General features: G+C 70.6%; 18 protein-coding genes. 6 read left to right on the plus strand and 12 right to left on the minus strand.

All coding sequences use genetic code 11. The annotated features are described in order from the left end of the window. Positions 1-3 precede the first annotated feature (3 nt). Genes zwf through pgl form a run of 3 tightly spaced genes read left to right on the plus strand, consistent with a single transcriptional unit; the run spans position 4 to position 3,367 of the window. On the plus strand, positions 4-1,542 hold the full coding sequence (gene zwf, locus ACN6LB_RS20015; RefSeq protein ID WP_356142540.1) for a glucose-6-phosphate dehydrogenase: 1,539 nt from the start codon (positions 4-6) through the stop codon (positions 1,540-1,542). Next, the gene (gene opcA, locus ACN6LB_RS20020) at positions 1,539-2,588 is read left to right on the plus strand and encodes a glucose-6-phosphate dehydrogenase assembly protein OpcA (RefSeq protein WP_445027115.1); all 1,050 of its coding nucleotides are present in this window, start codon (positions 1,539-1,541) and stop codon (positions 2,586-2,588) included. Before zwf ends, opcA begins: the two co-directional genes overlap by 4 nt. Continuing rightward, positions 2,585-3,367 carry a 6-phosphogluconolactonase gene (gene pgl / locus ACN6LB_RS20025; protein WP_445027116.1) on the plus strand — a complete coding sequence of 261 codons (783 nt, stop codon included), beginning with the start codon at positions 2,585-2,587 and terminating at the stop codon, positions 3,365-3,367. The genes opcA and pgl overlap by 4 nt, the downstream gene beginning before the upstream one ends. A 254-nt stretch (positions 3,368-3,621) precedes the next feature. Here the strand turns inward: pgl and ACN6LB_RS20030 are convergent, their stop codons facing one another. The 5 genes from ACN6LB_RS20030 to ACN6LB_RS20050 form a co-directional block, all read right to left on the minus strand. Continuing rightward, positions 3,622-4,461: a carbohydrate ABC transporter permease gene (locus ACN6LB_RS20030; RefSeq protein WP_445027117.1), complete on the minus strand. Its 840-nt coding sequence runs from the start codon at positions 4,459-4,461 to the stop codon at positions 3,622-3,624. Then, positions 4,458-5,822, minus strand: a complete 1,365-nt coding sequence (locus ACN6LB_RS20035) for an ABC transporter permease (protein ID WP_356144934.1) — start codon at positions 5,820-5,822, stop codon at positions 4,458-4,460. The genes ACN6LB_RS20030 and ACN6LB_RS20035 overlap by 4 nt, the downstream gene beginning before the upstream one ends. A gap of 5 nt (positions 5,823-5,827) precedes the next feature. Further along, complete coding sequence (locus tag ACN6LB_RS20040) at positions 5,828-7,153, minus strand: ABC transporter substrate-binding protein (RefSeq protein WP_445027118.1); 1,326 nt, start codon at positions 7,151-7,153, stop codon at positions 5,828-5,830. 54 nt (positions 7,154-7,207) lie between these two features. Then, positions 7,208-8,881, minus strand: a complete 1,674-nt coding sequence (locus ACN6LB_RS20045; RefSeq protein ID WP_445027119.1) for a glycoside hydrolase family 13 protein — start codon at positions 8,879-8,881, stop codon at positions 7,208-7,210. Between the two features lie 130 nt (positions 8,882-9,011). After that, positions 9,012-10,283: an ABC transporter substrate-binding protein gene (locus ACN6LB_RS20050; protein ID WP_445027120.1), complete on the minus strand. Its 1,272-nt coding sequence runs from the start codon at positions 10,281-10,283 to the stop codon at positions 9,012-9,014. 161 nt (positions 10,284-10,444) lie between these two features. On the opposite strand from ACN6LB_RS20050, the gene ACN6LB_RS20055 reads away from it, so the two are divergent. The 3 genes from ACN6LB_RS20055 (at position 10,445) to ACN6LB_RS20065 (ending at position 14,145) form a co-directional block, all read left to right on the plus strand. Continuing rightward, the gene (locus ACN6LB_RS20055) at positions 10,445-10,960 is read left to right on the plus strand and encodes a PadR family transcriptional regulator (protein WP_356144942.1); all 516 of its coding nucleotides are present in this window, start codon (positions 10,445-10,447) and stop codon (positions 10,958-10,960) included. Further along, on the plus strand, positions 10,957-11,712 hold the full coding sequence (locus ACN6LB_RS20060; protein ID WP_445027121.1) for an ABC transporter ATP-binding protein: 756 nt from the start codon (positions 10,957-10,959) through the stop codon (positions 11,710-11,712). The genes ACN6LB_RS20055 and ACN6LB_RS20060 overlap by 4 nt, the downstream gene beginning before the upstream one ends. A 123-nt stretch (positions 11,713-11,835) precedes the next feature. After that, complete coding sequence (locus tag ACN6LB_RS20065; protein ID WP_445027122.1) at positions 11,836-14,145, plus strand: ABC transporter permease; 2,310 nt, start codon at positions 11,836-11,838, stop codon at positions 14,143-14,145. Positions 14,146-14,151: 6 nt separating this feature from the next. Here ACN6LB_RS20065 and ACN6LB_RS20070 read toward each other — a convergent pair whose 3' ends face one another. From ACN6LB_RS20070 to ACN6LB_RS20100, 7 genes are all read right to left on the minus strand, one after another. Then, the gene (locus ACN6LB_RS20070; RefSeq protein ID WP_445027123.1) at positions 14,152-15,057 is read right to left on the minus strand and encodes a DUF3824 domain-containing protein; all 906 of its coding nucleotides are present in this window, start codon (positions 15,055-15,057) and stop codon (positions 14,152-14,154) included. A 121-nt stretch (positions 15,058-15,178) separates the two neighbouring features. Then, entirely contained in the window at positions 15,179-16,831 is a 1,653-nt protein-coding gene (pgi, locus tag ACN6LB_RS20075) for a glucose-6-phosphate isomerase (RefSeq protein WP_445027124.1), read from the minus strand. A 72-nt stretch (positions 16,832-16,903) separates the two neighbouring features. Then, positions 16,904-18,172 (minus strand): MFS transporter, encoded by a 1,269-nt coding sequence (locus ACN6LB_RS20080; RefSeq protein ID WP_445027125.1) that lies wholly within the window; start codon positions 18,170-18,172, stop codon positions 16,904-16,906. A 131-nt stretch (positions 18,173-18,303) separates the two neighbouring features. Continuing rightward, positions 18,304-18,639 carry an RNA polymerase-binding protein RbpA gene (locus tag ACN6LB_RS20085; RefSeq protein ID WP_078077905.1) on the minus strand — a complete coding sequence of 112 codons (336 nt, stop codon included), beginning with the start codon at positions 18,637-18,639 and terminating at the stop codon, positions 18,304-18,306. A 243-nt stretch (positions 18,640-18,882) separates the two neighbouring features. Further along, entirely contained in the window at positions 18,883-19,113 is a 231-nt protein-coding gene (gene secG, locus ACN6LB_RS20090; protein WP_356144966.1) for a preprotein translocase subunit SecG, read from the minus strand. A gap of 140 nt (positions 19,114-19,253) precedes the next feature. Continuing rightward, positions 19,254-20,030, minus strand: coding sequence for a triose-phosphate isomerase (gene tpiA, locus ACN6LB_RS20095; RefSeq protein ID WP_445027126.1), 777 nt, complete (start codon positions 20,028-20,030; stop codon positions 19,254-19,256). A gap of 6 nt (positions 20,031-20,036) precedes the next feature. Further along, complete coding sequence (locus ACN6LB_RS20100) at positions 20,037-21,248, minus strand: phosphoglycerate kinase (protein WP_445027127.1); 1,212 nt, start codon at positions 21,246-21,248, stop codon at positions 20,037-20,039. Positions 21,249-21,345 lie beyond the last annotated feature (97 nt).

The raw sequence follows: 21,345 nt of genomic DNA on the forward strand, positions 1-21,345 counted from the left end.
ACCTTGTCACCTTCCCCCGTCACCGGAGCGAATCCGCTCCGTGACGCCGCGGACCGACGGCTCCCGCGTATCGCGGGGCCGTCGGGCCTGGTGATCTTCGGCGTTACGGGCGATTTGTCACGTAAAAAGCTGATGCCCGCCGTGTACGACCTGGCGAACCGCGGTCTGCTCCCGCCGGGCTTCTCGCTCGTCGGGTTCGCCCGCCGCGAGTGGGCGAACGAGGACTTCGCGCAGGAGGTCCACGACGCCGTCAAGGAGCACGCGCGCACGGAGTTCCGCGAGGAGGTCTGGCACCAGCTCATCCAGGGGATGCGCTTCGTCCAGGGCACCTTCGACGACGACGACGCCTTCGAGCGGCTGCGCGACACGATCGAGGAACTGGACAAGGCGCAGGGCACGGGCGGCAACTTCGCCTTCTATCTGTCGGTGCCGCCGTCCGCCTTCCCGGTGGTCATCCAGCAGCTGAAGAAGCACCGGCTGGCCGACCAGGAGGGCGGTTCCTGGCGCCGCGCGGTCATCGAGAAGCCCTTCGGTCACGACCTCCAGTCGGCCGAGGACCTCAACACGACCGTCGAGGAGGTCTTCGCCCCGGACCAGGTCTTCCGCATCGACCACTACCTGGGCAAGGAGACGGTCCAGAACATCCTGGCGCTGCGCTTCGCCAACCAGATGTTCGAGCCGATCTGGAACCGGTCGTACGTCGACCACGTGCAGATCACCATGGCCGAGGACATCGGCATCGGCGGCCGCGCCGGCTACTACGACGGCATCGGCGCCGCCCGTGACGTCATCCAGAACCACCTGCTCCAGCTGATGGCCCTGACCGCGATGGAGGAGCCCGCCTCCTTCGACGCGGACGCGCTCGCCGCCGAGAAGACCAAGGTGCTCGGCGCGGTGAAGCTGCCCAAGGACCTGGGCAAGGACACCGTCCGCGGGCAGTACGCGACCGGCTGGCAGGGCGGCGAGAAGGCAGTCGGCTACCTCCAGGAAGACGGCATCGACCCCAAGTCGAAGACCGACACCTACGCGGCCATCAAGGTCGAGGTCGACAACCGCCGCTGGGCGGGCGTCCCCTTCTACCTGCGCACCGGCAAGCGCCTGGGCCGCCGCGTCACCGAGATCGCGGTGGTCTTCCAGCGCGCCCCGCACTCCCCCTTCGACCACACGGCGACGGAGGAGCTCGGCCAGAACGCGATCGTCATCCGCGTCCAGCCGGACGAGGGCATCACGGTCCGCTTCGGCTCCAAGGTGCCCGGCACCTCGATGGAGATCCGGGACGTGTCCATGGACTTCGCCTACGGCGAGTCGTTCACGGAGTCGAGCCCGGAGGCGTACGAGCGGCTCATCCTGGACGTGCTGCTCGGCGACTCGAACCTCTTCCCGCGTACGGAGGAGGTCGAGCTGTCCTGGAAGATCCTCGACCCGATCGAGCAGTACTGGGACAAGCACGGCAAGCCCGCGCAGTACCCGTCCGGAACGTGGGGGCCCGTCGAGGCGGACCAGATGCTGGAGCGAGACGGACGGAGCTGGCGTCGCCCATGAAGATAGACCTGACGGACACCACGGCCAGCAAGATCAACAAGGCGCTCGTGCAGGGCCGCCGCGCCATCGGCACCCCCGCCGTCGGCATGGTCCTCACCCTCGTCATCGTCACCGACGAGGAGAACGCCTACGACGCCCTCAAGGCGGCCAACGAGGCCTCGCGCGAGCACCCCTCGCGCACCCTCGTGGTGGTCAAGCGTGTCTCCCGCTCGCCCCGCGACCGCACGAAGTCGCGCCTCGACGCCGAGGTGCGGGTGGGCGTGGAGGCGGGCACCGGCGAGACGGTCGTCCTGCGGCTGTACGGCGAGGTGGTCAACCACGCCCAGTCGGTGGTCCTTCCGCTTCTGCTGCCGGACGCCCCAGTCGTCGTCTGGTGGCCGGTGAACGCGCCGCTCGACCCGGCGCGGGACCCGCTCGGCGCGCTCGCCCAGCGCCGGGTCACCGACACCTACGCGGCCGAGACCCCGGTGCGGGAGCTGAGCGCCCGCGCCGACGCCTACACGCCGGGTGACACCGACCTCGCGTGGACCCGCATCACGCCGTGGCGCTCGATGCTGGCCGCCGCCCTCGACCAGGTCACCTGCCAGGTCGAGGAGGTCGAGGTGGAGGGCGAGGAGTTCAACCCCAGCTGCGAGCTGCTCGCGATGTGGCTGGCGGACCGCCTCGACGTCCCCGTCAGGCGTTCCCTGTCCTCCGGTCCCGGCCTCACCTCCGTCCGGATGGGCACGAGTTGCGGCCCGATCGTCCTGGACCGCGCGGACGGAACGCTCGCCACGCTCTCCATCCAGGGCCAGCCCGACCGTGCGGTGGCGCTCAAGCGCCGTGACACGGCCGAGCTGATCGCGGAGGAGCTGCGCCGGCTCGACCCGGACGACACCTACGCCTCGGCGCTGCGGTTCGGCGTGGACCGGCTGACCGTCACCGCGGCGGAGGCCACGTCCGAGGCGACGGAGGCGGGGGGCGCCTCCGTCGCGACCGCCGCGAAGGCGCCGGCGAAGAAGGCCGCCGCCAAGCGGGCTCCGGCCAAGAAGGCGGCCGCGAAGTGAGTACTCCGCAGCTCGTCGTCCACCGTGACAAGGAGCTGATGGCCCAGGCGGCCGCCGCCCGGCTGATCACGAAGGTCGTGGACGCGCAGGCCTCGCGCGGCTACGCCTCCGTGGTCCTCACCGGCGGCCGCAACGGCAACGGGCTGCTCGCCGCGCTGGCCGCTGCGCCCGCCCGGGACGCCATCGACTGGGGCCGCCTCGACCTGTGGTGGGGCGACGAGCGGTTCCTGCCCGAGGGCGACCCCGAGCGCAATGTCACGCAGGCCCGCGAGGCCCTGCTGGACTCGGTGCCGCTGGATCCCAAGCGGGTGCATGCCATGCCCGCGTCGAACGGTCCCTACGGCGCCGACGCGGATGCGGCGGCTGCCGCGTACGCGGAGGAGCTGGCGCTCGCCGCCGGCCCCGAGAACCACGGTTCCGTGCCGACCTTCGACGTGCTGATGCTGGGCGTCGGGCCGGACACCCATGTGGCCTCGCTCTTCCCGGAGTTGCCCGCGGTGCGGGAGACGGGGCGGATGGTGGTCGGCGTGCACGGTGCGCCGAAGCCGCCGCCCACGCGGGTGTCGCTCACGCTGCCCGCGATCCGGGCCGCTCGTGAGGTGTGGCTCCTCGCGGCCGGCGAGGACAAGGCGCAGGCCGCGGCGATCGCCCTGTCGGGGGCGGGCGAGGTACAGGCGCCTGCCGCGGGGGCGTACGGGCGTGCCCGCACCCTGTGGCTCCTGGACGCCGCGGCGGCGTCCCAGCTGCCACGGTCGCTGTATCCGCCGGCTTCACCCTGAGGTGGGGGGTGGCGGGGGAGGGTTTTCGCCCCCTCCGCCCCTACCCTGCCCGTTGTCCTGGGGGCTGCGCCCCCTCTCCCCCTGCATCGCGCTTCGCGCTCGTCCTCAAACGCCGGACGGGCTGAAAACTCTCCGGCCGGCGTGGAAATTCAGCCCCTCCGGCGTTTGAGGAGCGGGGGTCCAGGGGCGGAGCCCCGGAAGACGGGAAGGGCAGGGGCGGAGGGGGCGAAAAACCTCCCCCCGGCCCCGGTTCGCTACTTCACCGACCCCGCCATCACTCCCTGCACGAAGTGCCGCTGGAAGGCGAAGAAGACGACCACCGGCACCACCAGGGACAGAAACGCCCCCGGCGCGAGCACGTCGATGTTGCTGCCGAACTGGCGTATCTGAGACTGGAGTTCAACCGTCAACGGCTGCGAGGAGCTGTCGGCGAAGAGCAGCGCGACGAGCATGTCGTTCCACACCCACAGGAACTGGAAGATCGCGAGGCTGGCGATGGCCGGCCGCCCGACGGGCAGGACGAGCCGGGTGAAGATGCGCCACTCGGTGCCCCCGTCCATCCGAGCCGCCTCCAGCATCTCCTTCGGCATCTCGGCGAAGTAGTTGCGCAGCAGGAAGACGGCGAACGGCAGCCCGTAGGCGACGTGGAAGAGGACGACGCCGGGAATCGTGCCGAACAGACCGAGCTGCCCGAAGAGTTTGGCCACCGGCAGCAGGCCGATCTGCACGGGCACCACCAACAGCGCGACCACGAGCAGGAAGAGCGGCTCCCGCAGCGGGAACTCCAGCCAGGCGAAGGCGTATCCGGCGAGCGCGGCGATGACGACGACGAGTGTCGTGGTCGGCACCGAGATCAGCACCGTGTTCCAGAAGGCCCGGGTCATGCCCGAATTGCCCAGCAGCGCCGAGTAGTTGTCGAAGGACAGCTGCCCGGGACTGGCGAGCGAAGTCCACCAGCCGCCGCTCGCCTGGTCCTGCGCGGAGCGCAGCGAGGAGAGGAACAGCCCGGCGAGCGGGGTGAGCCAGACCAGTCCGACCAGCACGAGGAACGCCTGCACCAGGCTGTTGCCGAGCCCCCGCCTGAGCGCGTTCATCGTTGACTCCTTCGGAAGCGGCGGACGTTGAAGACCATGGCGGGGACCACCAGAAGCAGCAGCAGGACGCCGAGTGCGCTGCCCAGGCCCTGGTTGTTGCCGCCGCCGAAGGACACCAGCCACATCTGCGTGGCCAGCACGGTGGCGTCCTCCTGCACGGGACCGGGGGCGATGATGTAGACGAGGTCGAAGACCTTCATCACGTTGATCACCAGGGTCACGAAGACCACGGTGAGCACGGGGGCGAGCAGCGGCACGGTGATCCGGCGGAAGATCTGCCATTCGTTCGCGCCGTCCATCCGGGCCGCCTCCAGTGCGTCGCGCGGCAGTGCGGCGAGCCCGGCGCCGATCAGGACCATGGCGAAGCCGGTCCAGATCCAGAGGTACGCGCCGATGATGGCCGGGGTGACGAGCGCCGGGCCGAGCCAGGAGACGCCCTCGTAGGGCGGCGCGAAGTTCGACGCGGGCAGCCGCAGGGCATACGGCGCGCCGGAGTCCAGGTCCGTGAAGCGGAAGGACCCGTCGGCCGCGGTCGTGGTGCCGGCGACCGTTTTCCCGTCGCGCACCGCCTCGACCTTCACCCCCGGCAGTCCGCTCTCGGCCCGGTCGACCTTGCCCTGCGCCCCTCCCCCGCCGGGCGTGAAGTCCAGGTAGACGACGCCGCGGAGTTCGTCCGGGGCGGCCTTGCGCCCGGCGGCCGGGTACGCGGGCTTCGCGTCCTTCGGCAGGTCGCCGGGGAGGACTCCCACCAGCCCGAGGCCGACGGTGTGGCCCGGCGACGCGGTGGCGCTCGTACCGTACGAGCCGTCGGCGCCCTCGGTCAGGCCGTGCCCGTCGCGCGCACGGGCGGTCGGGTACGACGAGGTCCCCTGGAACGCGTCGTGCAGGCCGACCACCGCGGCGTTGAGGACACCCTTGTCCGGGTCCTCGTCGTAGGCGAGGCGGAAGATGATGCCGGCGGCGAGGAAGGAGACCGCCATGGGCATGAAAAGCAGGAGCTTGAAGGCGGTGGCCCAGCGGACCTTCTCCACCAGGACGGCGAGGATCAGGCCGAGCCCCGTCAGCAGAGCCGGGGCCACGACCACCCAGACGACGGTGTTGCGGACGGCCTTGAGCGTGGCGGGGTCGCGGAACATCTCGGCGTAGTTGTCGCCGCCCACGAACCGGGTGCCGGAGGCGTCGAAGAAGCTGCGGCCGACAGAGAAGAGCACGGGGTAGACGACGAGCGCGCCGAGCAGGAGCAGGGCCGGGAGGACGAAGAGCGCGGCGACGATCCGCCCGCGCCGCCTGGCCCGGCGTCTGCGGTCGGCCACGGGCGTGGCGGCCGGGGGGCTCGTCTCTTTCACGAGAGTGCTGGTCACGGTGATCAGTCCTGGTAGGCCTTGGCCGCCGCGTTCTCCAGCTTCGCCGCGGTCCCCTTCGGGTCGGACGGGTCGCGCAGGAAGTCCTGCAGGAGCTTCCACTCGCCCGCTCCCTTGGTGCCGCCGAACGCGGCCGGGGCCTGGTCGGACATGTCGAAGCGGACCGAGTCCCCGGCGGCGACGAGGGACTTGGCGGTCTCGCGGGTGACGTCGTCGCCGTAGGAGGTGAGGGCGAGCTTCTTGTTCGGGGAGAGGAAGCCGCCCGCCTTCGCCCAGACGGCGGACGCCTCGGGGGTCGCCAGGTACTCCAGGAGCGCCATACCGGCCTTCTGGTTCTTGCCGTCCTTGAGGACGACCGCCGCGTCGCCGCCGCTGACCACGGGTGCCTTGCCGCCGCCGACCGCGGGGAAGGGGAAGAAGTCTGCGTCCTGGCCGATCTTCCTGCCGAACTGGTCCTTGGCGACCCCGGCGACGAAGTCGCCCTCGTAGACCATGCCCGCCTCGGCCTTGGGTCCGAAGACCTTCTCGACCGAGCCCGGGAAGTCGGTGTTCAGGGCGCCCTTCCGGCCGCCGGCTATCAGCTGCTTGTCCTTGAACAGCTTGCCGAGCGTGGTGAGGGCGTCGACGACCGTCGGGTCGGTCCACTTGATCTTGTGGGCGGCCAGGGCGTCGTACTTCTCGGGTCCGGCCTGGGAGAGGTAGATGTTCTCGAACCAGTCGGTGAGGGTCCAGCCGTCCTGTCCGGCGACGGAGAACGCCGCGAGGCCCGAGTCGGAGACGGTGTGCCCGGCCTTCAGCATGGCGTCGTACGTCGTCGGCGGCTTGACGCCCGCCTGGTCGAGGGCGGCGGGGCTGTACCAGACGGTCGACTTGTGGGCGGCCTTGAAGTAGAGGCCGTACAGAGTGCCGTCGACGCTGCCGTAGTTCTTCCACACGCTCGCGTAGCCGGCGTCGACGGACTGCTGCGTGGTCTTGGACAGCGGCTTGAGCCAGCCCTTCTTCGCGAACTGCTGGAGCACGCCGACCTGCGGAACCATCACCACGTCGGGGGCGTTGCCACCCTCGATCTTGCTGCCGACGACGGTGGAGACGTTGTCCCCGGTGGAGGTGAACTGCGTCTTGGCGCCGGTCTTCTCGGTGAAGGCGTCCAGGACCTTCTGGAAGTTCTTCTGCTCGCTGCCGGACCAGACACCGGCGACATCGACCGTCTGGCCGCTGAGCGGCTTGTCGCCGCCGCCCGCGGAGACGGGGCCGCCTCCGCAGGCGGTGGCGCCGAAGGTCAGGGCGAGGGCGGTGCAGCTCGTGAGCAGGGTGGTACATCGTCGCATCATCGTTGATGTCCCTTCGAGGGGTGCAGAACTGACGGAGGCTCAGGGATGGGTGGGTCAGGGATTGCTGGAGTCGCTGATCCACCAGGCGGCCGTGGAGCCCGGCAGGACGCCGGGGGCACAGGGGCCGCTGGACAGCAGAGGGGTGCCGGCCACGGGCGCGGGCGTGGGCGCCGTACCGAAGTTGACGGCGCAGACCAGGCCGTCGCCGCGCACGAAGCCGAGGACGCCTGGCGGGGTATCCAGCCAGCGCAGCTCGCCCTCGCCCAACTGGGGCAGTCCGGAGCGGAGTTGGAGCCCGTCGCGGTACAGGTGCCAGAAGGAGCGGGTGTCGGCGAGGGCGCGGTCGGTGGCGTACTCGGCGAAATAGGCGGGCTGCGGCAGCCACGGCTTGGCGCTCTCGGCGCCCGGCGTGAAGCCGAACGGTGAGGCCTGCCCCGACCACGGCAGCGGGACGCGGCAGCCGTCGCGGATGCGGGCGCGGCTTCCGGTGCGGTGGAAGATCGGGTCGGTGAGCACGTCGTCGGGCAGGTCGACGACCTCGGGCAGGCCGAGCTCCTCGCCCTGGTAGATGTACGCGGCTCCGGGCAGCGCCAGCATCAGCAGTGCGGCGGCGCGGGCCCGGGCGGCGCCGAGGCCGCTGCCCTCGGTGGCCGGTTCGCCGTAGCGGGTGACCGTGCGGACCTGGTCGTGGTTGTTGAGGACCCAGGTGACGGTGGAGCCGGTGCCCGCGATGTCCTGCATGGCCTCGGCGATGACCTTGCGGAAGGCGTCGGGGTCCCAGGGGGCGCTGAGCAGGTCGAAGAAGAAGGCCTGGTGGAGTTCGTCGTGGCGGACGTACTCGGCGTGCTCGCGGGCGGTCGGCACGGAGACCTCGCCGACGAGCAGCCGCTCCTGGCCGTCGCGGGCGGTGTACTCCTCGCACACCGCGCGCCAGTGCCGCCACACGTCGTGCACCTCGGGCTGGTTCCAGGCGAGCGGGTTGACCGAGTCGCGGGTGCGGGCGTCGGCCTCGGGGTCGTCGGAGTCGGGCAGGTGGGGGTGCTTGAAGAGCCCGGCGGCCACGTCGATGCGGAAGCCGTCGACCCCGCGGTCGAGCCAGAAGCGCAGGACGTCCTCGAAGTGGGCGCCGACCGCGGGCTCGCGCCAGTTCCAGTCGGGCTGCTCGGGCGTGAACATGTGCAGGTACCACTGGCCGGGTGTGCCGTCCGGTTCGGTGATCCGGGACCAGGCGGGGCCGCCGAACATGGCATGCCAGTTGTTCGGCGGCTCGGCGCCGCCCGGGCCACGGCCGTCGGCGATGTGGAAGCGGGCGCGGGCCGGGCTGCCGGGCGCTGCGGCGAGCGCCTCGCGGAACCAGGGGTGCTCGCTGGAGCAGTGGTTGGGGACGATGTCGAGGAGCACCTTGATGCCGAGCCGGCGGGCGTCGGTCATCAGCAGGTCGAACTCGGCGAGGTCGCCGAAGAGCGGGTCCACGTCGCGGTAGTCGGCGACGTCGTAGCCGTGGTCGTGCTGCGGCGAGGGGTAGAAGGGGCTCAGCCAGATGCCGTCGACCCCGAGTTTCTTGAGGTAGGGCAGTCCCGCCCGGACTCCGGCGAGGTCGCCGATGCCGTCACCGGTGCTGTCCAGGAAGCTGCGGACGTACACCTGGTAGATCACTGCGTCGCGCCACCAGCGGTGCGTGTTGAGAGACACCCGTCGACCTGTCTGTTTGTGCCAGCCGTTATGCATGCATGTTAGGTAGACATGTTGCCGGGGTGTCAACGAGTAGACAGGAAGACGAAATGCTATGGACGCTTATGTCCTGTATTTTTGGCAGGTTCAGGGGCCTTACGAGACCCCTCTGATACCTAACAGGTAACTAGCGTCGCGAGATCGCGGCCAGCTCCCGGGCCAGCCGCCGTACCGCCGACTCCGGCGTCTCGTACCCCGTCAGCGCGTCGTGCACGACGGCCTGCACGGCCAGGCTGACCTGGTCGTAGTGCGGGCTCTTGGGGCGCGGGGCGGCGGCGAGCACACTCTCCCGCAGCGTCGGCAGGTAGGGGAACTTCCGGATCAGCTCCGGATCCTCGTAGAGCGCGGCCCTTACGGGGGGCAGCGCCCCCTTGGTCAGCACCTGCCGCTGCACCGGCGCGCTCGTGAGGTAGGCGATGAGCCGTCGCGCCGAGTCCGGGTGCCGGGCGTGGCTGTTGACCGCGAGGTTGGAGCCGCCGAGGACGCTCGTGCCCGGTCCGTCGGGTCCTGGCAGGGGCACCGCGCCGACCTTCCCGGCGACGGCGGAGCCCTTCGCGGAGGCGCCGACGTAGGCGTACGGCCAGTTGCGAAGGAAGAGCAGGTGCCCGTCCTGGAAGGCCTGCTTGGACTCCTCTTCCTTGTACGTCAGCGCCTTCTTCGGGATCCAGCCGTCGCGCACCCCGCGGGCGAGGAACCCGATGCCCTCGCGGGCGGCGGCGGAGTTCACCGTGACGCGTTCGCCCTCGTCGCCGAGGATCGTGCCGCCCGCCGAGTAGACCGCCTCGGCCGCGTTCACGGTCAGGCCCTCGTACGGCAGGAACTGGCCGGCGTAGCCGTCGAGGCCGTACTTCGGTGCCAGGGTCCTGGCCTCGTGCTCCAGCTCGGCCCAGGTGCGCGGCGGCGCGACGCCCTCCTTGACCAGGATGTCCTTGCGGTAGAGGAGGAGGCCCGCGTTGGTGACGTACGGGACGGCGTACAGCCTTCCCTCGTACCTCGCGGTGTCGACGACCGGCTGCAGGAAGCTGTCGAGCGGGAACCTGGCTCGCTCCAGCGGGGATATCCAGCCCGCGGCGGCGAACTCCGAGGTCCAGGCGACGTCGATGTTGAGGACGTCGAAGCGGCCGCGGTCGCCGCCGCGCAGGTCGGTCGTCATCTGCGCGTGGGTCTCGTCGGCGGAGTCCGGCAGTTCGACGAGGGTGACCTTCTCACCGGGGTGGGTGCGGTTCCAGTCGTCGAGGAGCGGGCCCAGATAGTTGGTGAGATCGCCCGCGGTGGCCAGCGTGAGGGGGCCCCGGCCGCCCGCGCGGGCCCCACCGACCCCTGCCCCGGAGGCCACGTAACCGCTCAGGACGACCGCAACGACCAGGAGGCCCCTACCGGCGGCGCGTATCCACCGCATAGGTTCCTCCCTGTACACGTACACCGGCGCCAAGCATCTTCGCTCGGCGTCAGAGGCCATGTATACCTGTTAGGTATGGGCGATACTAGGGCCTGCGGCACATCGGCCTCCGGTCCGGCGACCCGCGACCGACCACAAGAACGCGAGGATGGAGAGCGCGAGTGCGGCTGGCCCTCCTGGCCCTGCTGGCGCGGGGGCCGGCCCACGGCTACGAGCTCAAGCAGGACCTTGAGCAGATGCTGGGCTCCGCGTACCCTCAGCCGAACGTCGGCCAGATCTATGTGACCCTCGGCCGCCTCGAGAAGTCGGGACTGATCGAGGGCGAGGAAGTCGAGCAGTCGAGCCGGCCCAACAAGAAGATCTACCACCTCACCGATGCCGGGCGGGAAGCGCTGCGCGCCTGGTACGAGGAGACGGCGGACGAGCCGCGGGTGCGGGACGAGTTCTTCATGAAGCTCGCCCTGGCACCCACCACCGGTCTCGCCGACCGGATAGCCCTCATCAACAGGCAGCGCCGCCAGTATCTGAACACCATGCGCAACCTGTCGAAACTCGCCGCCGCCGAGAACCGGGACAACCGCATCGCCCAGCTGCTCATCGAGGGCGCCATGCTGCACCTGCAGGCCGACCTCGACTGGCTGGAGCGGTGCCAGGAGGAGTTGGAGGAGCCGGAATGAGCCACACCGCTCCTTTGCTGCGCGCCGAGGGTCTGGTGAAGACCCACCACGGCGAGGGTGCGCCCGCGCATGCCGTGCGCGGCGTGGACCTCGCGCTGAGGCAGGGTGAGTTCGTCGCCGTCACCGGCCCGTCCGGCGCGGGGAAGTCGACCCTGCTGCATCTGCTGGGCGGGCTCCAGCGACCCGACTCGGGCAGCATCTGGCTCGACGGCGAGTGCACCGACGCCTACGGCGAGGCCCGCTGGGCGGTCGAGCGCCGACGCCGTATCGGGATCGTCTTCCAGTTCTTCAACCTGGTGTCGAACCTGTCGGTCGCCGACAACGTCGAGCTGCCCGCCCTGCTCGCCGGGGTCTCCCCCAAGCGGGCGCGCGCCGAGCGCGAGGAGCTGCTTGCCGAGCTGGGCCTCACGGGCAAGGAGCGCAGCATGCCGGGCGAGCTGTCGGGCGGCGAGCAGCAGCGGGTCGCGCTGGCCCGGGCCCTGGTCAACCATCCGCCCCTGCTGCTGGCCGACGAGCCGGCGGGGAGCCTCGACAGCAAGGGCACGCGCGAGGTCATGCGGCTGCTGTCCCGCTTTCACGGGCGCGGCCAGACCATCCTGCTGGTCACCCATGACGCACGGCTCGCGAGCGCCGCGGACCGGGTGATCAGCTTCTTCGACGGCCGGATCGCCGACGACGCGGAACTGGACGCGGCGCCGTCGTCCGGCACCGGGATCTCCGGTGTGTCCGGCTTGCTGGAACTGAAGGACTGAGCCGGCGTGCGCGACCATCGGGCGGGGAACCGGGTTTCTGTCGTACGTGGGTCTTCCCCCGTAGGCGAGTCCTCCGTCGTAGGCGAGTCCTCCGTCGTACGCGGGCCGGGAGGCTGAGGCGGCGTGCGGGCCACTCTGCGCTGGGCGCACTCGGATCTGCGGACGCACCGCGGCGAGGCGCTGTTCATCGTGCTCGCCACCGCGGGCATCGTCGTCTCGCTGCTGCTCGCCGCGGCGCTCTTCGGATACGCGACCAACCCCTGGCAGCGGGTGTTCTCCCAGTCGCACGGCGCCCATGTGTGGATCCACACCGGCCCGTCGGCCGACGCGGCCCGCCTCGCGAAGCTGGACGGCGTCGGACCGGTGGCGGGCCCGTACCCCACCGCCTCCGCGACGGTCGCCTCCCGCGGCACCCGCGCCTCCGTCGAGCTGCGCGGCACCGTCGAGCCGCCCGCCACCGGGCGCCCGCTGATGACCTCCGGCAACTGGCTCGACCCCACCGCCCCGGACGGGGTGGTGCTGGAGAGCAGCCTCGCCCGTGCGCTGTGGGCGGCGCCCGGAGACACCCTCACCCTGCCCGGCACCGGCCGCACCCTGACCGTGCTGGGCGTCGCCGACAGCGCCGAGCCCCACTACCGCCCAGGGGAGCGCTCCGGGCTCGTCTGGGCCCTCCCCTCCGCCGTGGGTCGCACCGCCGCAAGCGGCGGGGGCCAGGTCATCGGGCTGCGGCTGGACGATCCCGGGGACACGGACTACGTCATCCAGCGGGCCGTCACCCTTCTCGGTGCCGGAGCGGTCACCGAGGTCGACAACTGGAAGCAGGCGCGTGCCGAGGCGCAGGGCGACAACCGGCTGCTCGGCCAGGTCCTGGGGCTGTTCGGCCTGGGTGCCCTGGTCGCCGCCGCGCTCGCCGTGCACGGGGCGATCGGTACCCGCATCCGCGGTCATCTGCGGGACATCTCGGTGCTGAAGGCGATCGGCTTCACGCCCGGCCAGGTCGTGCGCATCTTCCTGCTCCAGCATGTGGCGTTCGCCCTGCTGGGCGCGCTGGTCGCCGCCGCGCTCACGCAGGCGCTGGGCAGCCGGGTTCCCGGGCGTCTCGGGGACGCGGTCGGGGTGTGGCAGGGGCTGCCGGGCCACACCGCGGTGCTGTTGGCGGTGCCTGTGACGGCGGTGCTGTTCATCGGGGCCACGACCGCCCTCGCGGCGTGGCGGGCCGGGCGGGTGACTCCGGTGCCCGTACTGCGGGCCGCGGCGCCGCCCGCAGGGCGTCTGTCGGGCGTGGCGCGCCGGGCGCTCGGGCTGCGCGCGTTCGGTCTTCGGCTGTCGCCCGCGCTGGTCCTGGGCTGGCACAAGGCGTTCACCCGGCGGCCGCGTTCGCTGGCCACGGTGGCGCGGCTCGCGCTGCCGCTGCTGCTGATCGTGGTGGCGCTGAGCGCATGGACCACGATCGACCGCTTCCAGAGCAGGCCCGAGCAGGTCGGCCTCGCGGCCGCGCTCACCGTACGGACCGACGACAGCCTGGACGACCCGGCGGCCCGGAAGCTGCTGGCCCGCGATCCGCGGGTCGCCGCCGTCCACCCGGGTGTCGAGGTGGCGGCGCTGGTCCCGGGCCAGACGGGCACCATCGCGCTGCGCGGCCTCGGCACGCGCGCGGACCCGTACCCGTTCTCGCTGGCCGAGGGGCGCGCCGCGCGCGAGCGCGACGAGGCGGTGGCCGGTCAGGGGCTGCTCGACCTGATGGATGTGCGGGTCGGGGACTGGGTGCGGATCACGGTGGGCGAGCAGCCGCAGATCCTGCACATCGTGGGGCGCAGTCTGGAGCCGGAGAACGCCGGCCGGGTCATCTCCACCTCGCTCGACACCCTCCGCGAGAACGACCCGGCCCTGCGGCCGACCCTCTACCAGGTGCAGTTGCGTGCCGGCGCCGATGCGCACTCCGTCGCCGCCGGGCTTGCGAGGGCCGGGCACGGACATGTCGACGTGCACGAGGTGACGAATCCGGCCGACGGGCTCTCGCCGCTGCGCGGGGTCGTGGTCGGGCTGATCGCCGTACTGGCCCTGATCGGGCTGATCGAACTGCTCACCGCGATCGGCGGCACGGTGCGCGAGGGCGAGCGGGATCTGCTGGCGCTGAAGGCGATCGGGCTGTCCCCGCGGCAGATCACCGCGGTCACCATGGCGTCGACCGGCTGCACGGCCCTGGCCGCGGTGCTCGTCGGCACCGCGCTGGGCGTGCCTGTGGGGTACTGGCTGATCGACGCCCAGGGGCGGTCGAGCGGCATCGGCGCCGGGATCGCCCAGGCTCCGTCCGTCTCTCTGCTGCTGCTCTTCGCCGCGTCCGCCGTGCTGGGCGCCACCGCGCTCGCCGCCCTGCCGGCGGCACGGGCGGGCCGCCGCCGACTCGCGGACACGCTGAGCGCGATGGCCTGAGCCCGGTCAGCTCCCGTAGGGCCCCGGGCCGTAGGGTCCCTGGCCGTACGGGTTCGGTGATCCGGGCGGATAGGGACTGCCCTGCGGGTGCGGCGCGTAGGGATGTCCGGCGCCGTACGGATTCCCGGGCGGGTACGGGTGTCCCTGCGGCGGCATGAACCCGTTGTTGACCGGTGTGTACGCGGGCCGCGGCTGCGGCAGGGTCGCAGGGTGCGCGCTCAGCCGGATGCCGTAGCGCCGCTTGAGCCGGCGCATCTCCAGCATGGCTATGGCCGTGACCGTCACCGGCGCCCCGAGGATGAACACGATGCCCATCTTGAAGCTGAGCCCGTGCAGGTCGCCGGTGAGCAGGTCCGGGAGCGCCATCAGCCAGGTCGTGATCGTGGCGAGCAGCGGGGGCAGGCACCGGTGGACGACGGCCGTGCCGAAGAAGTTCCCGGAGACCTGCACCGCCCCGTAGGCCACCATGCCGGTCAGCCAGAGCGCCGTGAAGCCCAGCGGCACCAGCCAGAAGCCCCCGAGCGCGGTCGTGCCCACCCACAGGAACACCAGGCCGACGACCGAGCCGATGAAGAACAGCAGCAGCTTGAGCGAGTTGAAGAGTGGCACCCGCATCTGGCGGACCGTTCCGGTGCGCCGCCACACGAAGAGCATCACGCCGACCGACAGCGGCGTGATGAACAGCACGACGACGGACGCCGTCAGCATGTTCTCCAGCACTTCGTCGAAGTTGAACTTCCGCTGCACGAAGGTGTACACGCCGAAGGCCGCGACGGCTCCGGCGATGATGCGTGCCTTCTTGAGTCGGTCCACGGACGGATCCACCGACGCAGGGATCCATACCGGGTGGTACAGCGCCTGCGCCACCTGTTTCGGCTGCAGGATCGAGTGCAGCGTGATCCTGTCGCTCATCCAGTTCCCGCGCGTGCGTGCCAACTTTCGCTCCCCCGAGTCGTCGCTGCGTGATCCTCCGGGATCTCAGGGGAAGCGGAGGGACTCCCGCCGCCCGCTTCCCCTCCCGATCGGACGCCGGCTAACGGCCGCGCAGTTCCCGGTACTTGGCGACGAGTGCCGTCGTCGACCCGTCCAGCCCGGGCACGTCCGCGCCCTCGGTGAGCGCGGGCTCGACGCGCTTGGCGAGGACCTTTCCGAGCTCGACACCCCACTGGTCGAAGGAGTCGATGTTCCACACGGCGCCCTGGACGAACACCTTGTGTTCGTAGAGGGCGATCAGCTGGCCGAGCACCGACGGCGTCAGTTCCTTCGCGAGGATCGTCGTCGTCGGGTGGTTGCCCTTGAACGTCTTGTGCGGCACCAGCTCCTCGGGGACCCCCTCCGCGCGGACCTCGTCCGGGGTCTTGCCGAAGGCCAGCGCCTGGGTCTGCGCGAAGAAGTTCGCCATCAGCAGGTCGTGCTGGGCCACCAGGCCGGGCTGCAGATCGGCGACCGGCTCGGCGAAGCCGATGAAGTCCGCCGGGATCAACTTGGTGCCCTGGTGGATGAGTTGGTAGTAGGCGTGCTGCCCGTTGGTGCCCGGCGTGCCCCACACGACAGGTCCGGTCTGCCACTCGACCTCGCGGCCGTCCCGGCCCACGTACTTGCCGTTGGACTCCATGTCCAGCTGCTGCAGATAGGCGGTGAACTTGGAGAGGTAGTGCGAGTACGGCAGCACGGCGTGCGACTGGGCGTCGTGGAAGTTGCCGTACCAGATGCCCAACAGGCCGAGCAGCAGCGGCACGTTGGACTCGGCGGGCGCGGTGCGGAAGTGCTCGTCGACGAGGTGGAAGCCGTCGAGCATCTCGCGGAAGCGGTCCGGGCCGATGGCGATCATCAGGGACAGGCCGATCGCCGAGTCGTACGAGTACCGCCCGCCGACCCAGTCCCAGAACTCGAACATGTTGGCCGTGTCGATACCGAAGTCGGCGACCTTCTCGGCGTTGGTCGACAGCGCCACGAAGTGCTTCGCCACGGCGTCCTGACCGGCCTTCAGCTCGGTCAGCAGCCAGTTGCGCGCCGAGGTGGCGTTGGTGATCGTCTCGATGGTGGTGAAGGTCTTCGAGGCGATGACGAACAGCGTCTCGGCCGCGTCCAGGTCGTGCACGGCCTCGTGCAGGTCGGCGCCGTCCACGTTCGACACGAAGCGGACGGTGAGGCCGCGGTCGGTGAAGGAGCGCAGCGCCTCGTACGCCATCGCCGGGCCGAGGTCGGAGCCTCCGATGCCGACGTTGACGATGTTCTTGATGCGCTTGCCGGTGTGCCCGGTCCACTCACCGGAGCGCACGCGCCCCGCGAAGGCGGCCATCTTGTCGAGCACGGCGTGCACGGCCGGCACCACGTTCTCGCCGTCCACCTCGATCACGGCGTCCCGCGGGGCGCGCAGCGCGGTGTGCAGCACGGCGCGGTCCTCGGTCGTGTTGATCTTGTCGCCGCGGAACATCGCGTCGCGCAGGCCGAACACGTCGGTGGCGGCGGCCAGTTCGCGCAGCAGCCGCAGCGTCTCCCCGGTGAGCAGCTGCTTGGAGTAGTCGACGTGCAGATCCCCGACCTGGAGCGTGAACTGCGCGCCGCGCTCCGCATCGGCGGCGAACAGCTCGCGCAACTGCACCTCGCCGAGCTCTTCCCGGTGCTTGGCGAGAGCGGCCCACTCGGGCGTCTGGTTGAGCCTGGTACGGCTTTCTGCGTTCATCTCGGACTTCCGCCTTCTCTCCTGCGAGTGCTGCTGCGTACCTTGCCCCGCTGCCGGTCCCAACCTAATTGATCAGGGCTTGACGTGAGCTGTCGTCACGCCGTCGTCCGGCTCAACAACAGATACGTCCGGCTTGAGCGCGGGTATCAGCGCGGCGACGGAGAGGACGAAGAACACGGCGGCGAGCAGCGGCGGGGCGTTCAGGCCCCAGAGGGTGGCAACGGCTCCGCCCAGCAGGGCGCCCACCGGAGCCCCCGCGACGGCGAGGGTCCGGAAGGCCGAGCTGACGCGGCCGAGCATGTCGGCGGGGCTGCGCTCCTGCATGAGCGTCGTCGTGTTGACGTTCCACACCATGCCCATGAGGCCGAAGACCGCCATGCTCGCGCCCAGAGCGGTCAGGTCGCGCACCGAGCCCATCACGACCAGTGCGCCGATCTGCACTCCGCCCGCGAGCAGGACACCGCGCACCCGTCCGAGGCGTCCGACGATCCACCGGTTCGCCACTCCCCCGACCAGGCTCCCGACCGTGTACGCCGTCATCACCGCCGCGTATCCCACGGTGCCCGCGTCCAGCCAGTCGGTGACCAGGAGCACGATCGTGGCGATGAGGGCGCCCATGCCGATGTTGCAGACGGCCGTGGCCACGCACAGCCCCCGCAGGGCCCTGTCCCGCCACAGAGCGCCCAGACCTGCCGCGATCTCCCGGCGCAGAGTGCTGCCCGCCGGTCTCGGCTCGCGTGCGGACGCTCCGCCGCGCAACGACGCCACCAGCGCGGCGGCGGCGAGGAAGGTCAGGGCGTCGACGGTGAAGGGGACAGCCGAGCCCGCGGCGAGCAGCACGGGCACGACCGGCGCTGCGAGCAGGCCTCCGGCCACCCGCTGCCCCGTCATCAGGCGCGCGTTGGCGCTGCCCAGCGCCTCCCGGTCGACCAGGGCGGGGAGCAAGGCGGTGGAGGCGTTGTCGAAGAGTGTCTGCAGGGTGGTCAGTGCGAAGGCGAGCGCGATCAGCAGGGCGATCGAGGCGTGTCCGAGGGCCACGGCTGCCGCGAAGCCCGCCACCAGCACTCCGCGTACGGCATCCACGCTCCACATGGCGCGCCGCTGGTCCACGCGGTCGGCGACGGCTCCGCCGAGCAGTCCGAAGATGATCCAGGGGAGATAGCCGCAGGCGGTGACGGACGCGATGAGCATCGGTTCGTCGGTGAGGGTCGCGGCCAGCAGCGGCAACGCGGCGCCGCGCAGGGCGTCTCCGAAGCTGGAGAGCACGGCGGCACTCCACAGCCGCCCGAATCCCCCACGCCACGCGGGCACCCGCAGGTCCCGCACCTCGACCGTTGCCACAATTCCCCCTCCGGTTCCGCTGATTCAAGAACCGTAGAGGGCACCACTGACAATCGGCCTCGGAGCGAGCGGGAGGCCGTGCAAAACACCATCGGCCAGGCATCCCTGGATGCCCGGCCGATACTCGACTTCTAGATTTCGCCCCGCAGTTTGGCGAGCGCCTCGGCGAGGATCGCCTCGCCGTCCGCGTCGCTGCGCCGCTCCCGTACGTACGCGAGGTGCGTCTTGTACGGCTCGGTGCGCGGCGGGTCCGGCGGGTTGTCCCGGTCCTGTCCGGCGGGGAAGCCGCAGCGCGGGCAGTCCCAGGTGTCGGGGACCTGCGCGTCGCTGGCGAAGCTGGGCACCGTCTCGTGCCCGTTGGAGCACCAGAAGGAGATGCGCAGCCGCGGCGCGGACTCGCCGCGCTCGGCCTCGCCCATCGGCCCCGCCCCGACCCGGCTTCCTCGGATCGCGTTGCCACTTGCCACGGTCGTAACTCCCTGCGTGATGGTGCCGCGAAACGAGTCGGCGTGACGCTTCGCTGCGAGCGCCTCAGTCTACGTAAGGCCCAACGCGCGTCCAGTGGTTGGAGTTACACCCCCCGCACCTAGACGCAAGCCCCATGATAGGCCGCGCTTTACGTCGCGTACCGAACATGGGGCCTTACGTGCGCAATATGCGTGCGTAATGTGCTGTTGTGCCGATGTGGGTCGACCGATGTCGGCCGATGGTCAGTTGTTGACCTTCATCAGGATGCCCAGCACGACGATGCACGCGAACCAGAGCAGGCCGATCACCAGGGTGATGCGGTCGAGGTTGCGCTCGGCGACCGAGGAGCCGCCGACGGACGACTGCATGCCGCCACCGAACATGTCGGAGAGGCCGCCGCCCTTCCCCTTGTGCATCAGCACGAGCAGCATCAGCAGCCCGCTGAAGACGATCAGGGCGATCGAGAACCCCAAAACCACGGCTGAACCAACTTCCTCGGAACTGGATGGACGACGGGGGTCCGGTGGCCACGCGGCACAGCCGCACGTGGAAAGGACACCAGACCCCCGCAAGGGTACGACGGATCGCCGCTACCGCATACTCACTGCTCGGCCTACTGGTCGCGGAAGCGGACGATCTTGACGAACTCGTCGGCGTCGAGCGACGCGCCGCCGATCAGGGCGCCGTCGATGTCGGGCTTCGCCATGATCTCCGCGACGTTGCCGGACTTCACCGAGCCGCCGTACTGGATGCGGACCTTGTCGGCCAGCTCCTGCGAGTACAGGTCGGCGAGTCGGCCGCGGATCGCCGCGCAGACCTCCTGCGCGTCGTCGGAACCGCAGACCTTGCCGGTGCCGATGGCCCAGACCGGCTCGTAGGCGATCACGATGGACTCGGCCTGCTCGGCGGGGATGTCCTTGAGGCCGCCGTCGACCTGCGCGAGCGTGTGCGTGACGTGGTTGCCCGCCTCGCGGACGTCCAGCTCCTCGCCGACACACAGGATCGGGGTGAGACCGTGCTTGTAGGCGGCCTTGACCTTGGCGTTGACGATCTCGTCGGTCTCGGCGTGGTACTGCCGGCGCTCGGAGTGGCCGATCGCCACGTAGGTGCACTTGAGCTTGGCCAGCATCGGGCCGGAGATCTCGCCGGTGTAGGCGCCGGAGTCCTGTGCGGAGATGTCCTGGGCGCCGTACTTGATCTTGAGCTTGTCGCCGTCGACCAGGGTCTGCACGGAGCGCAGGTCGGTGAAGGGCGGCAGGACGGCGACCTCTACGGCGTCGTAGTCCTTGTCGGCCAGGGCGAAGGCGAGCTTCTGGACGTGGGCGATGGCCTCAAGGTGGTTGAGGTTCATCTTCCAGTTGCCCGCCATCAGCGGCGTGCGCGTGCTCATAAAAGGTCAGTCCTCCAGTGCGGCGAGGCCGGGGAGCGTCTTGCCCTCGAGGTATTCGAGGGAGGCGCCGCCGCCGGTCGAGATGTGGCCGAATGCGGTCTCGTCGAAGCCCAGGATGCGGACGGCCGCGGCGGAGTCGCCACCGCCGACGACTGTGAAGCCCGGGGAGTCGAGGAGGGCCTGGGCGACCGCCTTGGTGCCCTCGGCGTAGTCGGGGTGCTCAAAGACGCCCATGGGGCCGTTCCAGAAGATCGTGGCGGCGTCGACGAGCTTCGATGCGTACAGCTTGCGGGACTCGGGCCCGATGTCGAGACCCATCTGACCGGCCGGGATGGCGTCCACGGCGACGGTGGCGGGGTTGGCAGGGGCCTTGGTCTTGAGGTCGGGGAACCCGGCGGCGACCAGCACGTCGGTCGGCAGGATCAGCTCGACGCCGTTCTTCTCCGCGCGCTCGATGTACTCCTTGACGGCCGGGAGCTGGTCCTCCTGGAGGAGGGAGGCGCCGACCTCGTACCCCTTGGCCTTGAGGAAGGTGAACATCATGCCGCCGCCGATGAGGATGCGGTCGGCCCTGCCGAGCAGCTGGTCGATGACGGCGAGCTTGTCGGAGACCTTGGCGCCGCCGAGTGCGACCACATAGGGGCGCTGCACCTCGTCGGTGAGCTTCTTCAGGACGCCGACCTCGGTGGCGATGAGGTAGCCCGCGTAGTGCGGAAGGCGCGCCGGAAGGTCGAAGACCGAGGCGTGCTTGCGGTGCACCGCGCCGAAACCGTCGCCTACGTAGACATCGGCCAGGGCGGCCAGGCGGTCGGCGAACTCGCCGCGCTCGGTGTCGTCCTTGGACGTCTCACCGGCGTTGAAGCGCAGGTTCTCGATGACCGCGACCTGGCCGGGCTCAAGACCGTTCACCGCGTCGTGGGCGGCGGGGCCAACGGTGTCCTGGGCGAACGCGACCGGGGCGCCGAGGAGTTCGGCGAGCCGCTCGGCGGCGGGCAGCAACGAGAAGGCCGGGTCCGGGGCGCCCTTGGGGCGGCCCAGGTGCGAGGCGACGACCACCTTGGCGCCCGCGTCCGCGAGGGCCTTGACGGTGGGCAGGACGGCGCGGATGCGGCCGTCGTCGGTGATGAGGCCTTCCGCCAGCGGCACGTTCAGGTCGGCGCGGACGAAGACCCGCTTGCCGTCCACGCCTTCGGCGAGAAGTTCGTCGATCGTCTTCATGGAGGGAACTCCTGAGGAGGGCTGGTGATGCTCGTGATCGTATGAGGGGCTGATCTGCACGTGAGTCAGGGGGGGGGGGGGGGGGGGGGGGGGGGGG

The organism is Streptomyces sp. SAS_270, assembly GCF_052543295.1.